This window comes from Methylomarinovum caldicuralii (assembly GCF_033126985.1).
Lineage (GTDB): Bacteria > Pseudomonadota > Gammaproteobacteria > Methylococcales > Methylothermaceae > Methylohalobius > Methylohalobius caldicuralii.
The window spans coordinates 1,307,072-1,329,434 of sequence record NZ_AP024714.1; the positions used below are offsets into that span (position 1 = coordinate 1,307,072).

At 63.8% G+C, this 22,363-nt stretch carries 20 protein-coding genes and 2 pseudogenes; 9 read left to right on the top strand and 13 right to left on the bottom strand.

All coding sequences use genetic code 11. From position 1 onward, the window contains the following. Positions 1–9: 9 nt before the first annotated feature. From MCIT9_RS13670 to amrB, 3 genes and pseudogenes are all read right to left on the bottom strand, one after another. Positions 10–123: pseudogene (locus MCIT9_RS13670) on the bottom strand (2'-5' RNA ligase family protein); the annotation flags it as partial. A 19-nt stretch (positions 124–142) separates the two neighbouring features. Beyond that, complete coding sequence (amrA, locus tag MCIT9_RS06735) at positions 143–715, bottom strand: AmmeMemoRadiSam system protein A (protein WP_317706635.1); 573 nt, start codon at positions 713–715, stop codon at positions 143–145. Further along, positions 702–1,487, bottom strand: coding sequence for an AmmeMemoRadiSam system protein B (gene amrB / locus MCIT9_RS06740; RefSeq protein ID WP_317706636.1), 786 nt, complete (start codon positions 1,485–1,487; stop codon positions 702–704). Before amrB ends, amrA begins: the two co-directional genes overlap by 14 nt. A gap of 79 nt (positions 1,488–1,566) precedes the next feature. Between amrB and amrS the strand changes: the two genes are divergently transcribed. After that, positions 1,567–2,679: an AmmeMemoRadiSam system radical SAM enzyme gene (gene amrS / locus MCIT9_RS06745; RefSeq protein ID WP_317706637.1), complete on the top strand. Its 1,113-nt coding sequence runs from the start codon at positions 1,567–1,569 to the stop codon at positions 2,677–2,679. Between the two features lie 9 nt (positions 2,680–2,688). Here the strand turns inward: amrS and MCIT9_RS06750 are convergent, their stop codons facing one another. The 6 genes from MCIT9_RS06750 to MCIT9_RS06775 form a co-directional block, all read right to left on the bottom strand. Then, the gene (locus tag MCIT9_RS06750) at positions 2,689–3,528 is read right to left on the bottom strand and encodes a class I SAM-dependent methyltransferase (protein ID WP_317706638.1); all 840 of its coding nucleotides are present in this window, start codon (positions 3,526–3,528) and stop codon (positions 2,689–2,691) included. 128 nt (positions 3,529–3,656) lie between these two features. Next, positions 3,657–4,361: an acylneuraminate cytidylyltransferase family protein gene (locus MCIT9_RS06755; protein ID WP_317706639.1), complete on the bottom strand. Its 705-nt coding sequence runs from the start codon at positions 4,359–4,361 to the stop codon at positions 3,657–3,659. Continuing rightward, positions 4,345–5,688 carry a surface carbohydrate biosynthesis protein gene (locus tag MCIT9_RS06760; RefSeq protein ID WP_317706640.1) on the bottom strand — a complete coding sequence of 448 codons (1,344 nt, stop codon included), beginning with the start codon at positions 5,686–5,688 and terminating at the stop codon, positions 4,345–4,347. Before MCIT9_RS06760 ends, MCIT9_RS06755 begins: the two co-directional genes overlap by 17 nt. Beyond that, the gene (gene neuC, locus MCIT9_RS06765; RefSeq protein WP_317706641.1) at positions 5,685–6,830 is read right to left on the bottom strand and encodes a UDP-N-acetylglucosamine 2-epimerase; all 1,146 of its coding nucleotides are present in this window, start codon (positions 6,828–6,830) and stop codon (positions 5,685–5,687) included. Before neuC ends, MCIT9_RS06760 begins: the two co-directional genes overlap by 4 nt. Continuing rightward, positions 6,830–7,870, bottom strand: a complete 1,041-nt coding sequence (locus MCIT9_RS06770; RefSeq protein ID WP_317706642.1) for an N-acetylneuraminate synthase family protein — start codon at positions 7,868–7,870, stop codon at positions 6,830–6,832. Before MCIT9_RS06770 ends, neuC begins: the two co-directional genes overlap by 1 nt. After that, entirely contained in the window at positions 7,867–9,021 is a 1,155-nt protein-coding gene (locus MCIT9_RS06775; protein WP_317706643.1) for an O-antigen ligase family protein, read from the bottom strand. The genes MCIT9_RS06770 and MCIT9_RS06775 overlap by 4 nt, the downstream gene beginning before the upstream one ends. Before the next feature lie 161 nt (positions 9,022–9,182). Between MCIT9_RS06775 and MCIT9_RS06780 the strand changes: the two genes are divergently transcribed. The 4 genes from MCIT9_RS06780 to MCIT9_RS06795 all read left to right on the top strand — a co-directional run bounded on the left by MCIT9_RS06780 (position 9,183) and on the right by MCIT9_RS06795 (position 11,740). Beyond that, the gene (locus tag MCIT9_RS06780; RefSeq protein WP_317706644.1) at positions 9,183–9,809 is read left to right on the top strand and encodes a fructosamine kinase family protein; all 627 of its coding nucleotides are present in this window, start codon (positions 9,183–9,185) and stop codon (positions 9,807–9,809) included. Positions 9,810–9,889: 80 nt separating this feature from the next. Then, the gene (locus tag MCIT9_RS06785; RefSeq protein ID WP_317706645.1) at positions 9,890–10,075 is read left to right on the top strand and encodes a PA3496 family putative envelope integrity protein; all 186 of its coding nucleotides are present in this window, start codon (positions 9,890–9,892) and stop codon (positions 10,073–10,075) included. 101 nt (positions 10,076–10,176) lie between these two features. Continuing rightward, complete coding sequence (locus MCIT9_RS06790) at positions 10,177–10,428, top strand: hypothetical protein (protein WP_317706646.1); 252 nt, start codon at positions 10,177–10,179, stop codon at positions 10,426–10,428. Between the two features lie 91 nt (positions 10,429–10,519). Next, a complete protein-coding gene (locus MCIT9_RS06795; RefSeq protein WP_317706647.1) occupies positions 10,520–11,740 on the top strand; it encodes an argininosuccinate synthase in 1,221 nt (406 codons plus the stop codon). A 58-nt stretch (positions 11,741–11,798) separates the two neighbouring features. On the opposite strand, the gene MCIT9_RS06800 is transcribed toward MCIT9_RS06795, so the two are convergent. Both MCIT9_RS06800 and MCIT9_RS06805 read right to left on the bottom strand, forming a co-directional pair. Beyond that, entirely contained in the window at positions 11,799–12,752 is a 954-nt protein-coding gene (locus tag MCIT9_RS06800) for a sigma-54 interaction domain-containing protein (RefSeq protein ID WP_317706708.1), read from the bottom strand. A gap of 78 nt (positions 12,753–12,830) precedes the next feature. Next, a pseudogene (locus MCIT9_RS06805) lies at positions 12,831–13,487 on the bottom strand (sulfite exporter TauE/SafE family protein); the annotation flags it as partial. Positions 13,488–13,701: 214 nt separating this feature from the next. Between MCIT9_RS06805 and MCIT9_RS06810 the strand changes: the two are divergent. Further along, positions 13,702–15,900, top strand: a complete 2,199-nt coding sequence (locus MCIT9_RS06810) for a TonB-dependent receptor (RefSeq protein WP_317706648.1) — start codon at positions 13,702–13,704, stop codon at positions 15,898–15,900. Between the two features lie 49 nt (positions 15,901–15,949). Here the strand turns inward: MCIT9_RS06810 and pyrF are convergent, their stop codons facing one another. Beyond that, positions 15,950–16,663: an orotidine-5'-phosphate decarboxylase gene (pyrF, locus tag MCIT9_RS06815; protein ID WP_317706649.1), complete on the bottom strand. Its 714-nt coding sequence runs from the start codon at positions 16,661–16,663 to the stop codon at positions 15,950–15,952. Between the two features lie 54 nt (positions 16,664–16,717). On the opposite strand from pyrF, the gene MCIT9_RS06820 reads away from it, so the two are divergent. The 3 genes from MCIT9_RS06820 to MCIT9_RS06830 all read left to right on the top strand — a co-directional run bounded on the left by MCIT9_RS06820 (position 16,718) and on the right by MCIT9_RS06830 (position 19,816). Beyond that, a complete protein-coding gene (locus MCIT9_RS06820) occupies positions 16,718–17,647 on the top strand; it encodes an AEC family transporter (protein WP_317706650.1) in 930 nt (309 codons plus the stop codon). 74 nt (positions 17,648–17,721) lie between these two features. Continuing rightward, complete coding sequence (locus MCIT9_RS06825; RefSeq protein ID WP_317706651.1) at positions 17,722–18,855, top strand: glycosyltransferase; 1,134 nt, start codon at positions 17,722–17,724, stop codon at positions 18,853–18,855. Between the two features lie 10 nt (positions 18,856–18,865). Next, a complete protein-coding gene (locus MCIT9_RS06830) occupies positions 18,866–19,816 on the top strand; it encodes a glycoside hydrolase family 130 protein (RefSeq protein ID WP_317706652.1) in 951 nt (316 codons plus the stop codon). Positions 19,817–19,822: 6 nt separating this feature from the next. On the opposite strand, the gene glgP is transcribed toward MCIT9_RS06830, so the two are convergent. Continuing rightward, the gene (glgP, locus tag MCIT9_RS06835; RefSeq protein ID WP_317706653.1) at positions 19,823–22,348 is read right to left on the bottom strand and encodes an alpha-glucan family phosphorylase; all 2,526 of its coding nucleotides are present in this window, start codon (positions 22,346–22,348) and stop codon (positions 19,823–19,825) included. Positions 22,349–22,363: the final 15 nt, after the last annotated feature.

The window sequence follows — 22,363 nt, forward strand, 5'->3', positions numbered from 1 at the left end:
CGCCTGCAGCACCAGAAAGGGATACACCACATTGATGTGGGGCATCCAGCGCCGCACCTGGCGGTCGTAGCGCCGCCTGAGTGCCTGGATCGGGGGCCAGACCGCCGCCGGCGGAATCACCACCAGGGCGGTCTTGTGGGTCTTACTCGATGACTTCGGTGGTATAGCGGTAGACCTTGAGGGTGTCGGACCAGTAGTCCGGGGGCAGGCCCGCCTTCAGTTTCAGGTGCCGCAGAAAGTCGCGCTTGTCCGGCAGCTGTTTCCACACCGTCGGCAGGAAGGTGCCGCGGTAAGGGCCGTCCTCCAGCACCAGACCGTCGATGCCGGGGCGGATCTGGCGCAGCAGGTCCTCCTCGGAGGTGAAGGTCATTTCCTCCAGCGGGCTGAGGATGGAGATGTGGATGTCGAGACGGTCCACCTCCGCCTCGCGCACCGGCGGGAAACGGGGATCGCCGAAGGCGGCGGCGAAGGCGTTGTGCACCACGTCCTCGGCCAGCGGGCGCCGGGCTTCCAGGGAACCGATACAGCCGCGCAACTGCCCGTTTTCCTCCAGGGTGACGAAAGCGGCCCTCGGCACCTGCAGGGCTGCAGGCAGCGCTTCCAGGTTCACCGCCGGCGGTCGGCCGTGGCGGGCGCCGTAACGGATCGCCTCGCGCGCCAGTTCCAAAAGCAGTCGGCGTTCCTGCGGTGTCAGCTTGAGATCAGAAGAAGGCATAGGCGCCATACCCCACGACTTGATCCTTGGGACCTGCGGTGTCCCCGGAGTTGCGCAGATCGACGGTTTTGGCCCTGAGGCCGTGTTTGCGCGCCGCCAGCAACAGGCCGGCCACGGGAATGCGGCCACAGGCCGATTCGTAGTTCAGCCGGGTCGGGTCCAGTTCCTCAATGGCCCGGGAAGTGGCCGAATCCAGGCGGCGGGCGGTTTCGTAATCGTAGTAGTGACTGAGGTCGGAACTGACCACGATCAGGGTTTCCGGCCCGCCCCACAGCCGCTCCAGCACCTGGGCCACTTCCTCCGGGGTGGCATCGCCGACCACGATGGGCACCACCTTGAAGTCCTCCAGCACCTCTTGCAGGAAGGGCAGGTGAACCTCCAGGCTGTGTTCCGGCTCGTGGGGCAGGTCGGAGACGTGAACGAAGGGCAGGTCTGCGATCTTGGCGAGCGCCGCCTTGTCCACCGCCACCGTGCCCAGGGGGGTGATGAAAAAGTCCACGCTCGGCACCGCCAGTCCACGGAAGGGCACCCGGTGCGCGGGCCCGAGCAGCACCACGCGCTTGATCACGTCCTTGGCCGGAAGCAGCAGACGATAGACGCTCGCCGCCACCGGACCGGAGTAGATGTAGCCGGCATGGGGGGCGATGATCGCCTTCGGCACCGGGCCCTCCACGGCGGCGGAGGCCAGGAAGGTACGGATCATCTCGTCCAGCTCCACCGGGTCTTCAGGATAGAACATCCCGGCGACGGCAGGATAGCGTAGGCTGGTCATGGTCGTTCTCCGCAAACTTGAAATACGAACTCAAAACCTATATATGAACACCAAGACCTAAATTCAATGGGGAAATGCCATGTCCACCGCCGCCGAAAGCCTGCCCAAAGACAAGCACGTGGTGCCGACCAAGTACTGGCACAAGCTGCCGGACGGCCGGGTCCAGTGCGATCTGTGCCCCCGCTTCTGCAAACTCCACGAGGGGCAGCGCGGCCTGTGCTTCGTCCGCGCCTGCCAGAACGGCCAGATCGTCCTGACCACCTACGGCCGCGCCAGCGGCTTCTGCATCGATCCCATCGAGAAGAAGCCGCTGTATCACTTCCTGCCGGGGACGCCGGTGCTGTCCTTCGGCACGGCCGGATGCAATCTGGCGTGCAAGTTTTGCCAGAACTGGGACATCAGCAAGGCCCGCGAATTTGACATCCTGACGGTGGAGGCCCCGCCGAACGCCATCGCCCGCGCCGCTCATGAACTGGAGTGCAGGAGCGTGGCCTACACCTACAATGACCCGGTGATCTTCCACGAGTACGTCATCGACACCGCCAAGGCATGCCGCGAGTACGGCATCAGGAACGTGGCGGTCACCGCCGGTTACGTCACCGAGGAGCCGCGGCGGGAGTTCTACCGGTATATGGATGCCGCCAACGTCGACCTCAAGGCTTTCACCGAGGATTTCTACCGCAAGATCTGCGGCGGTCATCTGCAGCCGGTGCTCGACACCCTGGAATACATCAAGCACGAAACCGACTGCTGGCTGGAGATCACCACCTTGCTGATTCCGGGGGAAAACGATTCCAGCGAGGAAATCGACAAGATGACCCGCTGGGTGGTGGAAAAGCTCGGGCCCGACGTGCCCCATCACTTCACCGCCTTCCATCCCGACTGGAAGATGATGGACCATCCGCCGACTCCGCCGGAAACCCTGCTGCGCGCCCGCAAGATCGCCATGGAGAACGGCCTGCGCTACGTCTATACCGGCAACATCCATTATCCGGAAGGGGACAGCACCTGGTGTCATCACTGCGGCCAGCTTCTCATCGGCCGCGACTGGTACGTCCTCAGCGACTGGAACCTGACCCCGAATGGCAAATGTAGCCAGTGCGGCACCCCGGTGCCGGGCGTGTTCGAGCCCAAACCGGGAGACTGGGGGCCGAGGCGGTATGTGGTGGATATGTCGCGGTTTGTGGGATAAGTCTCTGGGCTAGCCGCGCCACAACAGCTTGCGTTGCCAGCGGGTGAGGCGTTTCCACATCCGCCCCCGGAAGGCGTACCAGCGCCACCATGTTTCGATGCGTCGAACCCGGCTGAGCGACGCGTCGAGGTCATGATCCAGGGAGGCGAGATCAAATGGCGGCGGTGGAGTGTCCGGCCTGCGCGCGATCGCGACGATGACACGGTTCTGACCGGTGGCGTACAAAGGATCGATGGCGCAATGGACGATCTCAAAGCCGGTGGCCTTGAGATACCGTTCCAGGGTGTCGCGGGTCAAATGGAACTGGTGGGCGACGCCGCTCGAGAACGGGGTCGGGCGGGCGACGTTGTAATTGGGCTGCAGGACATCCTTCTCCATCAGGAACAGCCAGCCGCCAGGTTTGAGGATTTCGTAGGCTTGGTGCAGGAATTGCCGGGGGGACAGGAGGTGTCCCAGAACGTGCACCGTGAGCCCGGTGATAAGATCGAAACGCTGGGGATCGAATCCGGGAAACAAGTGGGTTTCGGTGATCTTCAACCGCCGGGTGAAGGGCAGCCCGCGTGCTTCGGCGGCATAGCGGACGTTGGCGGGAAAGGGGTCGGTGCCAAGGACCTGGGCGCCCGCCGCCGTCATCGCCTGGGCCAGGGCGCCGGAGCGCATGCGCAGGTCCAGTACGCTTTTGCCTTGAAGATCGAGGTATCGCTGGAGCAGAGGCAAAGACCAGCGCCGCACGCGTTTTTCCTCGGCGCGCACTTTCCGGGCCGAAGGCCGTCCTTCCGCTGCTGCCAGAGAAGGCGCACCGGCATCGCCGCTAAAGTTGCCATCGTAAAACGATTCCAGCCCAGCCACCGTCATCCTGGGGCTGCAGGAGAACAGACCGCAGCGCTGGCACAGGACGATTTCCCCCTGTAAAGGGAAGTTCGAAGGCGCGACGATGGTATGCTCTTTACTGCTGCATAGATCGCAAGTCGCAGTCGTCATCGGTAATACTTCTGATAAAGGAATTCAGCGAATTCCAGATCGACGGGATCGTCGATGTTGGCACACGGTTCGTCGATGATGACTCCGGCGCAGCGTTTTTCGATGATACGGCGTTTTTCCACGATGGTATCCCGCCAGGCGGCGTAGCACGCACCGGTGCGGTAATAATACCGCGGTGCCTGCTGGCGGTTGGACAGGCTCTTGTCCAGATAGGGGCGGACACGTCCTTCTTCATCGAGACGCAGTATTTTTTCCGGTACGAAATGGCCGGGAACCGGCGCGATGGTGGTAGCGGCCTCGAAGTCGCCCGCGGCCAGTGCCTCGACGGTTTTTTCGATATGCTCAAGGCGCCGCAAGGGCGTGGTCGGTTGGAGATAGACGGCCAGATCGAAACGCCGCCGCCAGTGTGCTTCCGCCGCCAGCCAGGCATGGCGCCAGACATCGATTCCCAAAGCGGTATCGGTCGCAAATTCGGCCGGGCGCAGGAAGGGGACCGCGAGGCCGTAACGGCGCCCTTCCTCGGCCAGAGCAGTATCGTCGGTACTGAGAAGCGCTTGGTCGATCCAGGGGATTTGGGCGATCAGCCAACCGGCCCACCCGATCAGGGAGCGGCCGCCCACTTTCCGTAAGTTCTTGCCGGGAATGCCCTTGCTGCCGCCGCGGGCGGGGACGACGGCGAGAACGCTATGGCCTTTCCACATGGCGGATGCAGTAGTAGTTGGTGTCCAGCGCGACCGCCTCGATGCCGTCGAAGCGGTTCAGCAGCCGGGCATAGGCGGCGATGCGCTGGTTGATTTCCGCGACCGGCGTCGGCGGGAACACGTCTCTGCGCGGTGTCTCGGTTTCCCCGAGCAGGCGGCGCTGGAGCTGTTTGCGAACGCCCCGCCAGCGGCTGCGAAGCCGCTTCATCCGGGGGATCTGCGGAAAGGGTACCGTTTCCAGGATATCGGCGATGCGTTCGCTGGCCAGAGGGCCGTCCAGCGCTGCCACATGCTCTCCCAGGAGCGCTTCCTGTTGCGGTCTCAGGCGGTGGGTTCTCTGCGCCAAGGCCGAGGTCAGCATCTGCCGCAGGGTGTCCGGATCTTCTGCCTGCAGGCTCAGTTGGATGGGCAGTTGGGGATCCATGGACGCCTCGCGGTAAGGGCGATAGCAGACCACGGGTTTGCCGAGGACGGTCGCCTCCACCGCCGTGGTGCAGCTGTGGTGCAAAACCGCCTCACTGCCCAGGATCCAGGGGGTGACCTCGCCTTCGTGCAACACGGTGCAGTTGGGCAGATGGGCGGTGGCTTTCTGCCAGGGCGCCGGGTTTTCCGCCGGATGGGGGCGAATGATGAAATGCAGCTGCGGCAGGGACCGGGCCAGTCGGGGCAGCGCCTCCAGGTAGGCGCGGAACAGGCGGATGCGATAACGGGCCAGGTCGGGATTGTAGAAAGCCGGCACCGGAAAGCGGCCGGCGGCGACATCGTCCGGGTCCGGCAGACGGGTGGCCGCCGCATCGCGGGTGTTGACCCAGTGGAAGTTGCTGTTGAACAGCACGTAGCGGCCGAATCGGGCCTGATAGGCGGCGGCGCGCTGGCGATAGATTTCCCGCAAGGGGGCGCGCAGCAGATCGAAACGGGGGTTGCCGGTGATGTGGATCCGTGACGCATCGCCCAGTTCCTCGCCCCAGATGGCGGCATTGGCCGGGCCCCAGGCGAACAGGGCCTGAGGGATGCGGATGGTTTCCCGGCCGATCCTGCGGGTGCGGTAGATTTCCTGGGAATAGATCACCAGCCCCTCCTCGTCCAGTGCCGTGATGCAGTGCCCCATGTCACGCAGCCAGCGATAGCGCTTTCCCACCGCTTGGGTGACCGTGCGCCCCAGATAGACGAGGGGCGGCAGGGTATGGGCGGTCCGTTTGGAATATTTATGATTGCCGAGCCAGACCTGGTGTCCCCCTTCTGCGAGGACGCAGGCGAGGAGGATGGTGGCGTCCAGTTCTCTGGCCTTGATTTCGATCGGGAGGAAAAAGGAACGGCGCGCAGTCATTTTTCGTAATGCAAAGGTTCGCTGGCGAGCAAGTCGGCGATGCGCTCACCGGCACGGCCGTCGCCGTACAGATGGCTCGGCTGGGGGCGCGGTTGTCGTTTGACCGCTTCGATCGCGGCGAGGATTTGGCGGCGGTCGTGGTCGATGTCGATGACGTTGGGACCCCGGTCGCGGTTCTGCTGGCGTTTGCCGATGTTGACGGCAGGGACGCCAAGGAAGGCGCACTCGCGAATGCCGACGCTGGAGTTGCCTACGATCGCCAGGGAATGGTACACCAGCCGCAGGAAATCGTCGGGCGGCAGATTCTTGAAGAAATGGATGTTCTGCGGCCGGTAGCGCTCCCGAAAGGCGCGGATGGCGTGGGAGGTGGCGTCGGAGCCGGCATCGATGTTGGGCCAGAACCAGAAGGTGGGGATGCCGCTTTGGTGGACGGCGTGCAGCGTCTCTTCAGCCTGAAAGCCGGCGGCGTCCGGTTCGGTGGTGACCGGGTGCTGGAGCACGACCAAATAGGGCTGATACCAGTCGAAAGTGGGGCCGACGCCCTTGTAGGCGGCGAACAGATCGACTTTGATTTCAGGATCGTGAAGGACGCGGGCGGCCAGATCGATGGAGGGACAGCCGGTGACGTGAACGGTGGCGGGATCCTCTCCCATGGCGATCACCCGCCGGCGTGCCGGTTCCGAGGCCACCAGGTGGAGGTCGGCCAGCTTGGTGATGGCGTGGCGCACCTTGTTGTCGATGTTGCCGGTGATCTCCCCGCCCTGGACGTGCACCAGCGGGATGTTCATGTAGGCGGCGGCCACGGCGGTGGACAGGGTTTCGAAGCGGTCGGCGATGGTCACCACCGCATCCGGCGCCAGCGCCTGGAACGCCGAGGTCAATTCAATGATGCCCAAACCGGTGGATTTGGCAGCCGTGACCAGATTGCCGCCTTCGAGCATGGTGTGCAGCTTGTAATCGATGGTGAAACCTTCGGCCTCGATCACCCGGTCGGGAAAACCGAAACGCTCCAGGATGGCGGAAGCGGCGGTGATCACCTGAAGTTCCAGCTTGGGATGTTCCCGGATCGCTTCCATGGCGGTGCGAATACGGGCATAGCTGGGACGGGCGGTGATGACGACACAAATCTTGCGGCGGTGCATCAGTCCTCCAGATCCTCCGGCATCAGGATGTGGTTTTCCGGGACGCTGCGGCGCAGACGTCTGCCTATGATCCGGTCGAAATCCCACGCTGGAATGCCGGTTCCCGGCTTCTTGGTGGTCAGGTGTCCAGCCTCAAGGCGGGTTCCGGCCGGGAGCGTCCGGCGGGTTACCACGCTCTTCATGAAGATGGGACGCAGGGCTTCGACCGTCTCCGGAATCCGGTCCTTGTCCTGGGGGTGGGCCAGCATGGTTTCGATGAAGCGGATGCCTTCCACCAGCCGGGTCAGTTCCTCTATCGTCAGCGATGCGGGCAGGTCGGGGCCGAACATGTGGCGGCTGAGGGTAACGTGGACCTCGACGACCCGGGCGCCCAGCATCGCCGCGGCGAGGCCCGGGTAAATCGTGCCGGAATGGTCCGAAAGGCCGGCGGTGCCATAGCGTTCCCGGAACAGGGCGACGTTGTTGATACCGATGTGTTCCGGGCCGCAGGGGTATTCGGAAGTGCATTGCAGCACCGCCAGGGGCGCAGAAAAGCTTCGCAGCCATGCCACGGTGCGGTCGATCTCCGCCAGCGGGCTCATCCCCGTGGACAACAGCATGGGCAGCCCGGTACGGGCCATGCGTTCGAGCAGGGGCTTGTTGGTGATCTCCCCGGAGGCGACTTTCCAGGCGGCCACGCCGATGCGGTCCAGGAGTTCGAAAGCCGGTTCCGAAAACGGGGAGCTGAGAAACAGCAGGCCCTTTTCCTCACAATGGCGCTTGAGCCCGGCCCACTGCTCGGGGGTGAATTCCATCCGCTTCCAATAATCGTAACGGGTTTCGTCTTGAGGGCTGAAGCGGACCCGCCAAGGCTCGCCCGGCGTGCTTTCCGCCGCGGCGATGTGGGTCTGGAATTTCACCGCATCGGCGCCGGTGGTGGCGATGGCGTCGATGAAGGCGTGGGCCATTCCCAAACTGCCGTCGTGCGCCTGGGCGACCTCGGCGATGACGGTACAGGCCGCTTTCTCAGAAGGCGTATGCAACCAGGTAGGTGAATTCATTTTGCAGAGGGTGGTGATTGTCGCAGAATCAGTTCGTCCCCGAGGGCGATGCCGAGGGGAAACCAGAAAACCGCCAGTACTTCCTTGACTTTGAGGCTGGGGTAAAAAAACGCCCATTCGTTGGCCTGCATGGCCAGGAAGGCGAATGTCAGCAGCGGAACGGCCAGGCCGTCGAGCTGCATTTTCCGCCATCCCTGATAGCTGTATCCAAGGGCGGTGGCGATCACAGCGACAATGGCCAGGACACCGGCGATTCCCAGCGCACGGAAATGCCCCAGGAGCAGATTGTGGGCATCGCCGTAGTGGAAGGGCCGGCCGCCGATGGCGACATTCCTGCCGGGATCGGAAAGCAGGCCGGAACCCAAAATGGGATGTTGCAATGCCTGCTGGAGGCTTGCCTGCCAGATGTAAGGACGGTAGGGGACGGAGCGGAAGATTTCGCTTGCCCAGGCAGGCACGGCCAGATAAAGGATGCAAAGAGAAACCAACAGGATGCCCAGGATGGCGGCCAGGCGGAGAACAAGAGACCTTGGATTGACGCTGGCCAATATCGCCATGACGGGCAGGCAAACCAGACAGGCGAGCAGAATGCTGCGGCTTTGGGACAGGACCAGATACAGCAGCAAGGGCGCTTGAAAAGCCAGATAGCGCTTTTGTCCGGTTTGCAGAAACCGGTGAAAGGCCATGATTTGCGCCGCGGCGATGATGGCGGCGGAGCGTATTGGACTGTCTATCTGGCCGATGCCTTCCAGTCTCGACAAAGGAAAGGGATGGTCATGATACCAGACGCCCATGTCGATTGCCGCCGCCAGCCCTGCGGTGATGACAAAGCCCGTTACCAGGCTTGGGAAATCCCGCCCAAGCCGCTGGCGGCAATAAGCGGTCGCGATCGTAAAATGAAGGACAAGGACGGCATTTGAAATTAACTTGAAAACGATGTGCCCGTCAGGTGCCGGTGGAATATCCGACCAGGCGATGCTGGCGAGCGCCAGGACCGTGTAGAGGAAAACGAGACGGAACAGCCGGCTGGCACTGAGGGTGTGGATCCAACCCTCTTGGACCATGATCCAGGTCAGGACTGGCAACACCGCCAAGGCGTAAAAGAATCCCATCCATTTGCTGCCGGGGAGAACGATGGCGAGCGGGATCAAGGTGAGGTAGGCTCGGTACCCCAACAGAGCGGGTCTGTGCATGCAAATAATGTGGTTCGGATGCCGGCATGGGCAGAAAGCAGCAGCAGGCAGCTGCAGAGGAAGCGGGCAAGTGCGTTCATGGGGAACGATGTTAATTTCCCCGTGGGGATGAAGCAACCATGAACCGGACTTTTTTTGGTGAAATCGTGCGCCGGATCGATCCCGGCTTCAGGCTTGCTTCCTGCGAACCGGTCACGGGGGGCTGCATCCACGAGGCCTGGCAGGTGACAGGTGGAAGCCGGCGTTATTTCGTCAAGACCGCCGCCGCCGCCCGTCTGCCGATGTTCGCCGCCGAGGCAGAAGGGCTGCGCGCCCTGGCCGCAACCAAAGCGGTGCGGGTGCCGGCGGTGCTCGATTGGGGGTGTCTGGAAGGAAAAGCCTTCCTGATACTCGAATGGCTGCCTTTGACCGGCAGAGACGGTGATGCCGATGCCCGCCTGGGTGAATGTCTGGCGCGGCTGCACCGGGTTCCGCAGCCGCGATACGGTTGGCCTTGCGACAACTTCATCGGCGCGACGCCACAGCCCAACGGTTTTGCCGACGACTGGATCGCGTTCTGGCGCCAGCGCCGTCTGGGTTATCAGCTGGCGCTGGCGGCCAGGCAGGGATATGGTGGGAAAATCCAGGAACTCGGCGAGCGCTTGCTGGTCAATCTGGACGCCCTGTTTTCCGGCCACCGGGTGGTGCCCTCGCTGTTGCACGGGGACCTGTGGTCGGGGAACGCCGCATCTGAACCTTTTTGGTGACAGCTACCGCCGTCAGGCCGAAGCCCTGTTGGCGTGTCTGATGGCGGAAATCCGTTGATCCGCTGAGGGAGGTGACGACGATGGAGATGTCCGAACGGTTGCAAACCGATGACTTCGACGACATCGACCAGGAAGTGGAGGCGTTGTTTTCCCAGTGGCGCGAGGACCAGAAAAAGCTGGCGGCGCGCCGGCGGGTGGAGCAGTATCTCGAGATGAAGCGCCTCCGCGAACAGATCGGCGACGTGTTCGATCTGGAGGATTTCTGATCCGGCCTCGCGCCGGATTCTTTTTGCCGTTGCCTTGATTTTACCTCGGATCATACCCACAATGTTTCCTTGAATCCGACCAAAAACCAGAGGAGCCTCTGATGGAACTGAAAGAACTGCTTGAGAAACTGGCACAGGAGCGCGACGAACTGAAGGTCAAGATGCACCTGGCCAAGATGGAGCTTCAGGAGGAATGGGAAGAGGCCGAGAAGAAATGGGAACAGTTCCGCCCCAAAGTCGAGGAAATTCTTGACGAAACCAAGGAAGTGGCGGAGGAAACGGTCGAGAAGCTCAAGATCTTCGGCGAGGAACTGCGCAACACCTATCAGCGCCTGCGCGAACGTCTGGCCTGACCGTCCCGGCGTGATGATCACGGCCGCCTTCGGGCGGTCGTGTCGTTTCCGGTATAATGTGAGGATTTCTCAAGCAGGAGCAAAGCAATCCATGTCGACGTCCATCAACAAAGTCGTGCTGGCTTATTCCGGCGGTCTGGACACCTCGGTCATCCTCAAGTGGTTGCAGGAAACCTACGGCTGTGAGGTGGTGACCTTCACCGCCGACATCGGCCAGGGCGAGGAGCTGGAACCGGCCCGGGAGAAGGCCAAGGCGCTGGGAGTGAAGGAGATCTACATCGACGATCTGCGCGAGGAGTTCGTGCGCGATTTCGTCTTCCCCATGTTCCGCGCCAACACCACCTACGAAGGGGAATACCTGCTCGGCACCTCCATCGCCCGTCCCCTGATCGCCAAGCGCCTGATCGAAATCGCCGCAGAAACCGGCGCCGACGCCATTGCCCACGGCGCCACCGGCAAGGGCAACGACCAGGTCCGTTTCGAGCTGGGCGCCTACGCGCTGAAGCCGGACATCAAGATCATCGCCCCCTGGCGCGAATGGGACCTCAACTCCCGCGAGAAGCTGCTGGCCTATGCCGAGGCCCACGGCATTCCGGTGGAAATGAAACGGGGCAAGGCTTCCCCTTATTCGATGGACGCCAACCTGCTGCACATTTCCTACGAGGGCGGTATCCTCGAAGATCCCTGGGCCGAGCCGGAGGAAGACATGTGGCGCTGGACGGTGGCGCCGGAAAAGGCGCCGGACCGGCCGCGCTATCTGGAATTGACCTTCGAGCGCGGCGATGCCGTCGCCATCGACGGCCAGCCTTTGTCTCCGGCCCGGTTGCTGGAGCAGCTCAACCGTATCGGTTCCGAGCACGGTGTCGGCCGCCTCGATCTGGTGGAAAACCGCTATGTGGGGATGAAGTCGCGGGGTTGTTACGAAACCCCCGGCGGGACGATCCTGCTCAAGGCCCACCGGGCCATCGAGTCGATCACCCTGGACCGGGAGGTGGCCCATCTCAAGGACGAGCTGATGCCCCGCTACGCCACGCTGATCTACAACGGTTACTGGTGGAGCCCGGAGCGCAAGATGCTGCAGGAGATGATCGACGCCTCCCAGGCTGGCGTCAACGGCGTGGTCAGGCTCAAGCTGTACAAGGGCAACGTCACCGTGGTCGGGCGCAAGTCGGAAAACAGCCTCTTCGATCCCACCATCGCCACCTTCGAGGACGATGCCGGCGCCTACGACCCGAAGGACGCCGAAGGCTTCATCAAGCTCAACGCCCTGCGACATCGGATCGCGGCGCGCAAGGGCCAGCTCAGGTTCTGAACTTCAAATGAAGAAGGGCGGGTTTTCCCGCCCTTCCGCTTGCCTGCCGCGTCGGTCTTCAGCTGATGCCGTATTTTTGCATCCGGTACAGCAAAGTGTCGCGGCTGATTCCAAGCAACCGGGCCGAACGGCTGCGGTTGCCGCGGGTACGGGCCAGGGCCTGGCGGATCAGCTCGATCTCCACCTGTTCCAGGGAAAGACCGTCCGCAGGCAGGTGGATGCCGTCCACCGCCGCAAGGGTTCCCCTGGCGGCGGTGATCTCTGTCGGCAGATTGGTGGCTTCGATGGTCTGTCCCGGCAGCAGGATCGCCAGACGTTCGCAGACGTTGCGAAGCTCACGGACGTTGCCGGGCCAGCCGTAGTCGGTCAGGGCGCGCAGGGCGCTCTTGCCCAGCTTGTCCGGCGGTAGGTCGTGGGTGGCGGCTGCTTTCTCGAGGAAATGCCGGGCCAAGAGGGGGATGTCTTCCAGACGCTCGCGCAAGGGCGGGATTTCCAAGGGCACGACGTTGAGACGGTAATAAAGATCCTTGCGGAATTCGCCGCGGTCGATCTTCCTTTCCAGGTCGGCGTTGGTGGCGGCGATGATGCGGACGTCGACCCGTTCGGTTTCCGTCGAACCGACCGGCTGGCACTCACCGGTTTCCAGGAAGCGCAGCAGCTTGGCCTGAAGCGGCATGGGCATGGAATCGACTTCGTCCAGGAACAGGGTGCCGCCGTCGGCGGCCTGGAGTTTGCCCTGCTGGTTCGTGGTGGCGCCGGTGAACGCCCCCTTGCGGTGGCCGAACAGCTCCGATTCGGCCAAGGATTCCGGCAGCGCCGCACAATTGATGGTGATGAACGGCCTGCCGGCCCGGGGGCTGGATTGCTGGATCGCGTTGGCCAGCTCCTCCTTGCCGGTGCCGGTTTCTCCGGAGATCAGTACGGTGACGTCGGTGGCGGCCACCATCTTGGCGGCGCGCAGCAGGCTCTCGAAATTGGGTGCCTGGCCGATCAGGTTGCTGAATTTTTCCATCAGGTCCACCCCGTTTTTCTTTATTTGTTGCATAACCCACGGATTCAGTTCCGGGAAGGCCGCCAGCAGCGCCAGCAGAATCATGACGATGCCGGCGAAGTGACGGAAGCGCCGCATCTGCGCCAGGCGGGCCATCCATCCGGTCATTATACCGACCCCCATGACTGCCGGCAAAGTTCCTGCACCGAAGGCGATCATGGTCAGGGCGCCGCGGGTGGGGCTGCCGGCCGTCGCCGCCAGTGCCAGGGCGGTATAGACCAGGCCGCAGGGCAGCCAGCCCCAGATCATGCCGAACAGGAAGGCCTGGGACAAATTGGTGACCGGCAGGATTCTGCGTCCGTAAGGCTCGATGCGCCGCCACAGGCGGCCGCCGATCCGTTCCAGGTAGGCGAAGCGCGGAAACCAGCCGGCGATGTAGAGCCCGGCGCCGGTCATCACCCCTGCGGCGGCCAGCTGCAGGATGCGGTAACCGCGACCGTTGCCGAGAGGCAGGTCGAGCACGTAGTGCAGGCTGCCGGCGATGAGCCCGGCGGTGGCATAGCTGGTGATTCGTCCCAGGTTGTAGCTGAGTACGAAGGGGGTGATGCGGCGTTTGCGCTCGCGGATTCTGCCGCTCAGGCTCAAGGTCAAGGTGCCGATGATGGAGCCGCACATCCCCAGGCAATGCAGGCTGCTGAACAGCCCCATGAGGAAGGCGACCGCATAGACGGGATTCAGGTTCTGCAGCCATTCCATGGAGCAAACATATCACAACTGCGACGGGATATGGGGAGATGCGGCCGAATTGTGTGATATGCCGCAGTCTATGTGGCATATCACACACTCTAGTGACGGCCTGGGGACGGCCTTGCGGGCCGGAAGCTGTTTCAAATCATGATGATATATCATATGGCATTTTGTTTGCTAAATTTTCCTAAATTGGATGGGTCATTTTGCGGAGAAAGTCTTGATGAAAACGACCGACGATAAGAAATTCTCTCTCTCGGCGATCGCGGCGGCCGTGATCCTGCAGTGTCAGCCAGCCCTGGCCGAATATGAAGAGCTGCCCACCCTGGTGGTGGAGGGGGGGACCATGGAACCGGGGACGACAGCGCTGCAGCCCGGCACCGTGGGCACCCTGGACGCCGCCGATCTGCTCAAGCGGGTTCCCGGCGGCAACGTCAACCGCAACGGTCCCCTGACCGGCATCGCCCAGTTCCGCGGCCTGTACGGCGACCGGGTCGCCGTCAACGTCGACGGCATGGCCCTGAAGAACGCCGGTCCCAATGCCATGGACTCGCGCATGAGCGCCATCCCTTCGGCGCTGATCCGCTCCATCAAGGTCTATCGGGGGGTGACGCCGGTTTCGGTGGGATTGGAAACCATGGGCGGGGCGGTGGTCGCCGAAAGCCGCCGGGCCGAGTTCACCGACTCGGAAACCTGGAAGCCGCAGCTGTTCGGCACCTTCGGCTGGAGCCAGGTCAACAACGGGCTTTACGGCGGCGGCATGGCGGGTGTGGCCAACCAGAACTACCGTTTCCACTTTTCCGCCTCCCACGAGGACGGGGACAACTACCGCTACAAGGACAACCGCAACCTCAAGTACACCAGCTACGACCGCCAGACCTATCAGGCCGGTTTCGGGTTCCGGCGTGACGGTCACGAGTTCGGGGCCGCCTATAACCACAAGTTCACCGGCAGTGCCGGCACCCCCTCGCTGCCCATGGACATCCGCTGGATTCGCACCGATACCGTCAACGCCGACTATGCCTGGCAGCTCAGCGATACGGTCAAGCTGAAGACGGCGATGTTCTTCCAGGACGCCGACCATGAAATGACCAACTACCACATGCGCAACGCCCCGACTGATCCGGCCCGCTGGCGCCAGAACAACACCGACGTGGTGGCCGCCGGCTACAAGGCGGCGCTGGTGTGGTCGGACATCGCCGGCGGGGAGCTGGAGGTGGGCGTGGACGGGGATCTGGCGACCCACAATTCCAAGGTCACCAATCCCAACAACGCCGCCTTTTTCGTCCGCCTTTACAACGATGTCAACCGCAACCGCTACGGCGCCTATGCCGAGTGGCGCGGCGAACCGCTGGAACGGTTGACGGTCAACGCCGGAGTTCGCTACCGCTACACTTACATGGACGCCGGCAAGGTGGACGGCACCCCGGCGCGGATGGGCATGATGAATCCCATGATGCGGGCGGGGACGATTCTGCGGGACCGCTTCAACGCCGCCGACCGACGTCAGGACCAGCACGATGTCGATATCGCCCTGGATTTCAACTACCGCCTCAACGACAACCTCAACCTGGCCCTGGGGCTGGCGCGCAAGACCCACGCCCCCATCTACCAGCAGCGCTACACCTGGCTGCCGCTGGAGTCCACCGGCGGGCTGGCGGACGGCCGGGTCTATGTGGGCAACATCGGCCTCGACAGTGAAAAATCCTACGAGGCGGTGGCCGGTTTCGACCTGAATCTGCCCACCCTCGGGGTGTTGCAGAACGTCTATTTCGAGCCGCGGGCGTTCTACCGTTACGTCAACGACTACATCCAGGGGCAGGCGGTCAATCCCGCCGATCTCGGCCTGACGCCGATGCAGTGGAACATGTTCGTCAACATGATGCTCCCCAACGGCTGTCCCAACAATCCCGGCGGCAACACGACCGACTGTACCCTGCGCTGGGCCAACGTCGATGCCCAGCTTTACGGGGTGGACATGCAGGGTGGCTTCGCCATCGGCGATCACTGGCGGGTGGACGGTCTGATGACCTACACCCGCGGGGAGAAGCTCAGCGGCAAGGATGACAACCTCTACCGCATCGCCCCCCTCAACGGCCGGGTGCGCCTGACCTATTCCATCTGGGATTTTGCCTTCTCCGGAGAGTACGCGGGGGCCCTGCGTCAGGACAAGGTGGCCCGCTACAACAACGAACGCAAGACCTCCGACTGGAGCGTGGTCAACCTGCGGCTGCAGTACCAGCCTTCCTACCAGTACGTGCAGGGGCTGAAGCTGGCCTTCGGGGTGGACAACGTCTTCGACACCAAGTATGCCGACCACGTCAACGGCATCAACCGGGTGCGCGAAAGCCGCATCGGCGTCGGCAATCGGGTGTTCAATCCGGGGCGCAATTACTACGTGACCCTCAACTACACCTTCTGATCCCGGCCGGTCATCCTCTCGGTTTGGCCCGCCTTCCGGCGGGCATTTTTTAATTCTGGAACCGTTCGGCGATCTGCCGCTGGATGGCGGCGGCGGCCGCTTTGGGATCGTGGGCGTCGCGGATGGGGCGGCCGACGACGATGTAATCGGCGCCGTTGGCGAAAGCCTCTTCCACGGTGACGACCCGCTTCTGGTCGCCGGCCGGCGATCCCTGCGGGCGCACGCCCGGGGTGACGATCAAAGGATCGTTCCCCAATTCCCGGCGGAGCAGCTGCGCTTCCCGGCCGGAAGCGATCACCCCGTCGAGTCCCGCGTCCACGGCCTGGCGGGCGCGCCGGCGCACCAGGGTTTCAAGGTCCGAGGCATATCCCATTGCCTTGAGCGCAGCTTCGTCCAGGCTGGTCAAGACGGTTACGGCCAGGATCTTGAGCTTTGCGCCTTTGCCGCGGGCAGCGGCGGCCATGATGGCAGGATCGCCGTGAACTGTGGCGAAGGTCACCGGTGTGCAGCTTAAGGCCCGTACCGCGCGTTCCACGGTCATGGGAATATCGTAGAACTTGAGATCGGCGAACACCTTCTTGCCCTGGGCGGTGAGCCAGTCGATCAGGGCAAAGTAATCGCCGGCCATGAACAGTTCCAGGCCGATCTTATAGAATGTGACCGTTTCGCCCAGGCGTTCGACCAGGTCGCGGGCCTGGGCGTGGTCGGGCAGATCGAGAGCGACGATGAGGCGGTCTTGGGGGGGAACCGGTTTGCGGGGCATCGTTCCTTCGGTCGTTGGCTTTACAGAGGCGCTCATGATACCGGAAAAACACCCATGCTGACGGTCCTGGGGCAGATGTTCCTGTTGATCCTCTGTGGCGCGGCCTGGCGGCGGCTGCGGCCCGGGGGACTGGATGGCGATCAGACCCGGCAGGTGCTGACGGCAGTCGTCTATTATCTGTTTCTGCCCGCGCTCATCCTCAAGCTCATGAGCAGGGCGCCCCTGGGCTGGGAGAGCCTGCGGATCTCCCTGTTCGGCCTTGCGGTCATGGGAACGGGGGGGCTGCTGGGGGCGCTGTGGCTGTATGGGAGGAAAACCGAACGGCGGCAGGCGGGGGCGGTCTGGCTGGCGGTCAGTTTTCCCAACGTCACCTTTCTGGGACTGCCGGTCCTGCTGGAAACCTTCGGTGACTGGGCAGGGCAACTGGTCATTCAGTTGGATCTGTTTGCCTTCACGCCTCTGGTTATGACCGTGGGCGTGCTCGCGGCCCAATCCCTGGGCGGACAGGGGGGCGGGAATCACATGACGACGCTGCTGCGGGTGCCTTCGCTGTGGGCGGCGGCGGTGGCCATCGGGGTCAACCTCAGCGGCTGGCAGTGGCCGGCCTGGTGGCTGGGCTTTCTCGAGCTGCTGGCCCGCGGCGTGACGCCGCTGATGCTGTTGTCCCTGGGACTGGCGCTGCGCTGGCGAGGGCTGGGGCGGCAGCTGTTGCCGTTGGTTCTCGGCGTGGTCGGCCTGCGGCTGCTGCTGGTGCCGCTGATCGCCACGGCCCTGGTGCGCGCGCTGGGGTTCGGGGGCGAAAAGGCAGTGGCCCTGGTGCTGGAGGCGGGGATGCCGAGCATGCTGTTCGGCGTGGTACTGTGCGACCGTTTCGGCCTCGACAGCCGCCTCTACGCCGTTCTGGTCACGACGACGACGGTGCTGGCGATGCTGACCCTGCCGCTGTGGTTCGAATTCTGCCAGCTTTCGCATGGCACGCCCTGAATCGCGGGGGTTGCAAATCGTTGTGCGGTCCCCATGGATATAATGGGACAGATACGCTTTCCGAAGGAGGTCGTATGCGAATCGGCTACATCTCCAGCTATCCCCCGATCGAATGCGGCATCGCCACCTATTCCGCCTATCTGATCGACGCCCTGAGGGAGCAGGGGGTCGACGTCTACGTGGTCAGCCACCTGGGGGCGAGCGGGCCGCAGGTGTTTCCCGCCTTCAACGAGAACGATCTGGACGACAAGGCCTATCAGGTGGCGTTGCGCTTCACCCCCGACATTGTCCACGTGCAGCACGAATTCGGGCTGTACGGCCCCCATTTCGGGGTCAACATCCTGCCGGTGATCGTCAAGTTCCGCCTCATCGGCGTGCCGGTGGTGACCACCCTGCACACGGTGTACGAGAATCCGCAGCCGGGGCACCGGGTGCTGATCGAGAACATCCTGGCCAATTCCGAGCAGGTCATCGTGCACCAGGACTATCAGCGCCGGACCCTGGAAAGGCTCTACCCGCCCCAGTACAGCCGCAAGGTGACGGTGATCCCCCACGGGGCGCGGCTGGTGGAGCCGGTCGCCGATGCGAAGGCGAAACTGGGGCTGCCGGCCGACCGCAAGGTCATCCTCATGATCGGTTACTTCCGGCCCAGCAAGAACTTCGAGCTCATCATCGACCTGCTGCCGGAGATCCTGCGCCGTTATCCGGACGCCCTGCTGGTGCTGGCGGGCAAGATCCGCAACCAGGAATACGCCGAATACCGCAACCAGTTGTTCGAGCACATCCGCCGCTCACCGGCCAGGGACCATATCCGGGTGATCCTGGGGCAGTTGCGTCAGGAAACCTTCGACACCATCCTCTCCGCCGCCGACGTGGTGGTGCTGCCCTACAGGATCACTTCCCAGAGCGGCATCTTGGCCCATTGTCTGGCGTTCGGCCGGCCGGTGGTGACCAGCGACACCCCGGCGATGCGGGAGCTGATCCGCCAGTCCGGAGCCGGCCTGATTGTCGCCTCCGACGACCGTTACGCCGAGGCCATCGCCGAACTGCTCGGCGACGAGGCCAAGGCCCGGTCGATGGGCGAGGCGGCGCGCCGCTTCGTGCGGGAGAAGCCGGCCTGGCCGCTGATCGCCCGGCGTCACGTGGAGCTGTACGAAGGCCTGATGACCCATCCCGACATCGGTTCCCAGATCACCGTGGTGGATTGAGGAGGACGAGATGGAAAAGCTGCATCCGTTCAAGCGTTACGAAGGCAACCCGATTCTGACCCGAGACGACGTTCCCTACTGGTGCAACACCGTGTTCAACGCCGCCGCCTGCAAGTTCGGCGATCAGTATCTGCTGCTGCTGCGGGTCGAGGACCTCAACGGCCACAGTCACCTGACCCTGGCCCGATCCACGGACGGCTATCGCTTCCGGGTGGACAAGAAGCCCTGGATCAGCCCTTCCACCGACCCCCGTTTCGAGATCTACGAACGCTATGGCATCGAGGACCCGCGCATCACCTACGTGCGCGAGGACCGCTGCTGGTACATCACCTATACCGCCTACGGCCCCCACGGGCCGCGGGTGGGGCTGGGACGGACCTGCGATTTCGAGACCTTCGAGCGCATCGCCCTGGTCACCGAGGTTCCCAACAAGGACGCGGTGCTGTTTCCGGAGAAGATCGACGGCCGTTACGTGATGCTGGACCGCCCCGGCGGTTTCGCCGGCGGGGTCGGGGCCATCTGGGTGCAGTATTCCCAGAATCTGGTCTACTGGGGCGAGGCCAAGGCGCTGCTGGCGCCGCAGCCGGGCTGGGGCAATTCAAAGCTCGGCGCCTCGACCCCGCCGATCGGTACCGAGGCCGGCTGGCTGGTGCTCTATCACGGCGTGCGCGAAACCCCCAGCGGACGCATCTACCGGGTCGGGGCGATGCTGCTGGAGCGCCGCAACCCCGAGAACGTGATCGGTTACACCCCCAATTTCATCTTCGGCCCGGAGGAGCTGTACGAGCGCGTCGGTGACGTGCCCAACGTGGTGTTCCCCTGCGGGGTGATCGTCGAGGACGACCGGCTGAAGATGTACTACGGCGCCGCCGACACCGCAATCGCCCTGGCCGAAGCCCGGCTCGACGACATCATCGAGCTGTGCCACCTGGCCAAGAGCCATGAGGTGAGAAGCCGCTGACGCCGGTCAGCGCTGCCACAGGATCGGCGTCACCTCCAGGGGGATCTTCGCCTCGGTGTGGCGGGGGACGATGCGCACGGTGTAGTGTTCCTGTGGCCGCAGGGCCGGTGCCTCCCCCTGGTACAGGAAGCCGCCCACCGATCCCAGCAGCGGATGCCCCGGCGTCATGGGAAAGCGCCAGGGGGCCTCGCCCGGTTCCTCAGGATCGGCATAGATTTCCACCTGCACCGCTTCCGGCGCCAGCGAGCCCAGATAGACCTGGACCTGGAAGCGGTAGACGTCCCCTTCCCGCTTCACTTCCAGCTCGCCGAAGTGGAGGGTGTGCCACTGACTTTCCAGCCGATGCCGCCAGGCGATCAGGTCGCGGGCGACGGCCTGGTCGTCGCGGTGGCGCCGGGCATAATCCTGGGCCAGGGGCAGATAGTACTGTTCGGTGTACTGGCGCACCATGCGGTTGGCGGAGAAGTGCGGAGTCAGCCGTGCCATGCTTTCGCGCATCTTCGCCAGCCAGCGGGTGGGGATGCCGCGGGAATCACGCTGATAGAAGGCGGGGGCGACCTCGGTCTCGAGAATCTGATACAGCTGCTCGGCCTCGAAGCGGTCCCAGGCGGGATCGGCATCGTGTTCCCGGCCGTCGCCGATGGCCCAGCCCACCGCCGGGTCGTAGGCCTCCGCCCACCAGCCGTCCAGTTCGGAAATGTTGAGACCGCCGTTGACCAGCACCTTCATTCCGGAGGTGCCGCACGCCTCCCACGGACGCCTGGGGGTGTTGATCCAGGCGTCCACGCCTTCGACGATCTGTTCCGCCATCTGCATGTCGTAGTCGGGCAGGAACACGACCCGGCCGGCGATTTCCGGGTGGCTGCGGATGAACTGGATCCAGTCCCGCAGCATCGCCTGGCCTTCCCAGTCCTGCGGGTGGGCCTTGCCCGCCAGCACCAGCTGCACAGGGTAGTGGGGATGGGCGAACAGGCGCAGCAGCCGGGCGGGATCGGTGAGCAGGAGGTTGGGGCGCTTGTAGCAGGTGAAGCGGCGGGCGAAGCCCAGGGTGAGAATGTTGGGATCGAGCAGGGGGGTGTCGGCCGGCAGATAGTTGAAGGAGGCCGGCCGTTGGGCTCTGAGATCACGGACGAACTGCACCAGCCGGCGGCGGTTGCGGGTGCGGCACTCCCATAAGGGCTCCGCGTCCACCTTGCGGATCAGCTCGCGGGTCTGGCAGGGATCGCAGACCCAGCGTTCCTCGCCGCAGGTGTCGGTCCAGAGGCGGTCGGATTCGGGCGAATCCCACGACGGGGTGTGCACCCCGTTGGTGACATGGCCCACCGGCACTTCCGCCAGCGGCCAGCGGGGGAACAGGGGGGAGAAGATGCGGCGGCTGACCGCCCCGTGCAGGCGACTGACACCGTTGACCGCGCCGCTGCCGCGAATGGCGAGCCAGGCCATATTGAAAGGTTCGCTGTCGTCGGCAGGATCGCTTCTGCCGAGAGCCAGCAACTGCGCCACCGGGATGCCCAGAGTGTCGCAGTAATAACTGAAATAACGGCGGATCAGCGCCGGGGGAAACCGGTCGAACCCGGCGGCCACCGGGGTGTGGGTGGTGAACAGATTGCCGGCGCGGGTGACGGTCAGGGCCAGCTCGAAATCCACCCGGTGGCGGCGCATGTAACTGCGGGCCCGCTCCAGGACCGCAAAGGCGGCGTGGCCTTCGTTGAGGTGGCAGAGCGTCGCTTCCAGCCCCAGCCGTTCCAGCAGCTGCCAGCCGACGATGCCGAGGAGGATTTCCTGCTGTAGCCGCTGTTCGGTGCCGCCGCCGTAGAGGCGGTCGGTGATGCAGCGGTCGGAGGGGGGATTGGCGGGATCGTTGAGGTCGAGCAGATAGAGGCGAGTGCGGCCGATCCGGGCCTGCCATACCCGCACCCACAGGTTGAAGCCGTTGAACCGATAGTGCATCCGCAGGATCTGGCCGTCATCGGTGCGGACCGGCATGACCGGCAGTTCCCAGGGATTGTTGTTGGGATAGACGGCGACCTGGTTGCCTTCCTCGTCGAGGATCTGGCGGAAGTAACCTTCCTGGTACAGCAGGCCGATGCCGATCACCGGCAGCCCCAGGTCACTGCAGTTTTTCAGGTAATCCCCGGCCAGGATGCCGAGCCCGCCGGAGTAGAGCGGCAGGGCTTCGGTGAGGCCGAATTCCATGCAGAAATAGGCGATGTGCCGCAGGGGCGCCTTTCCGCCGACTTCCTGAAACCAGGTGGGCCGTTCCAGATATCGCCGGCGCTCGGCGGCGATTTCTTCCAGCCGGCGGCAAAAATCCGGGTCTTGGGCCAACGCTTCCAGTTTGGCCGGGGAGGCGTTCTGCAGGATCAGCCAGGGATTGCCGGTCAGGCGCCAGGCTTCGGGATCCAGGGTTTCCCACAGCACGTCGCTGACATGGCTCCAGGACCAGCGCAGATCCAGCGCCAGGGGGATGAGTTCGCGTAAGGCTTCGGGAAGATGGGGGAAACAGGCAGGCGGATAGACAGCGTCGGCCATGAGGGCGATCCGGTG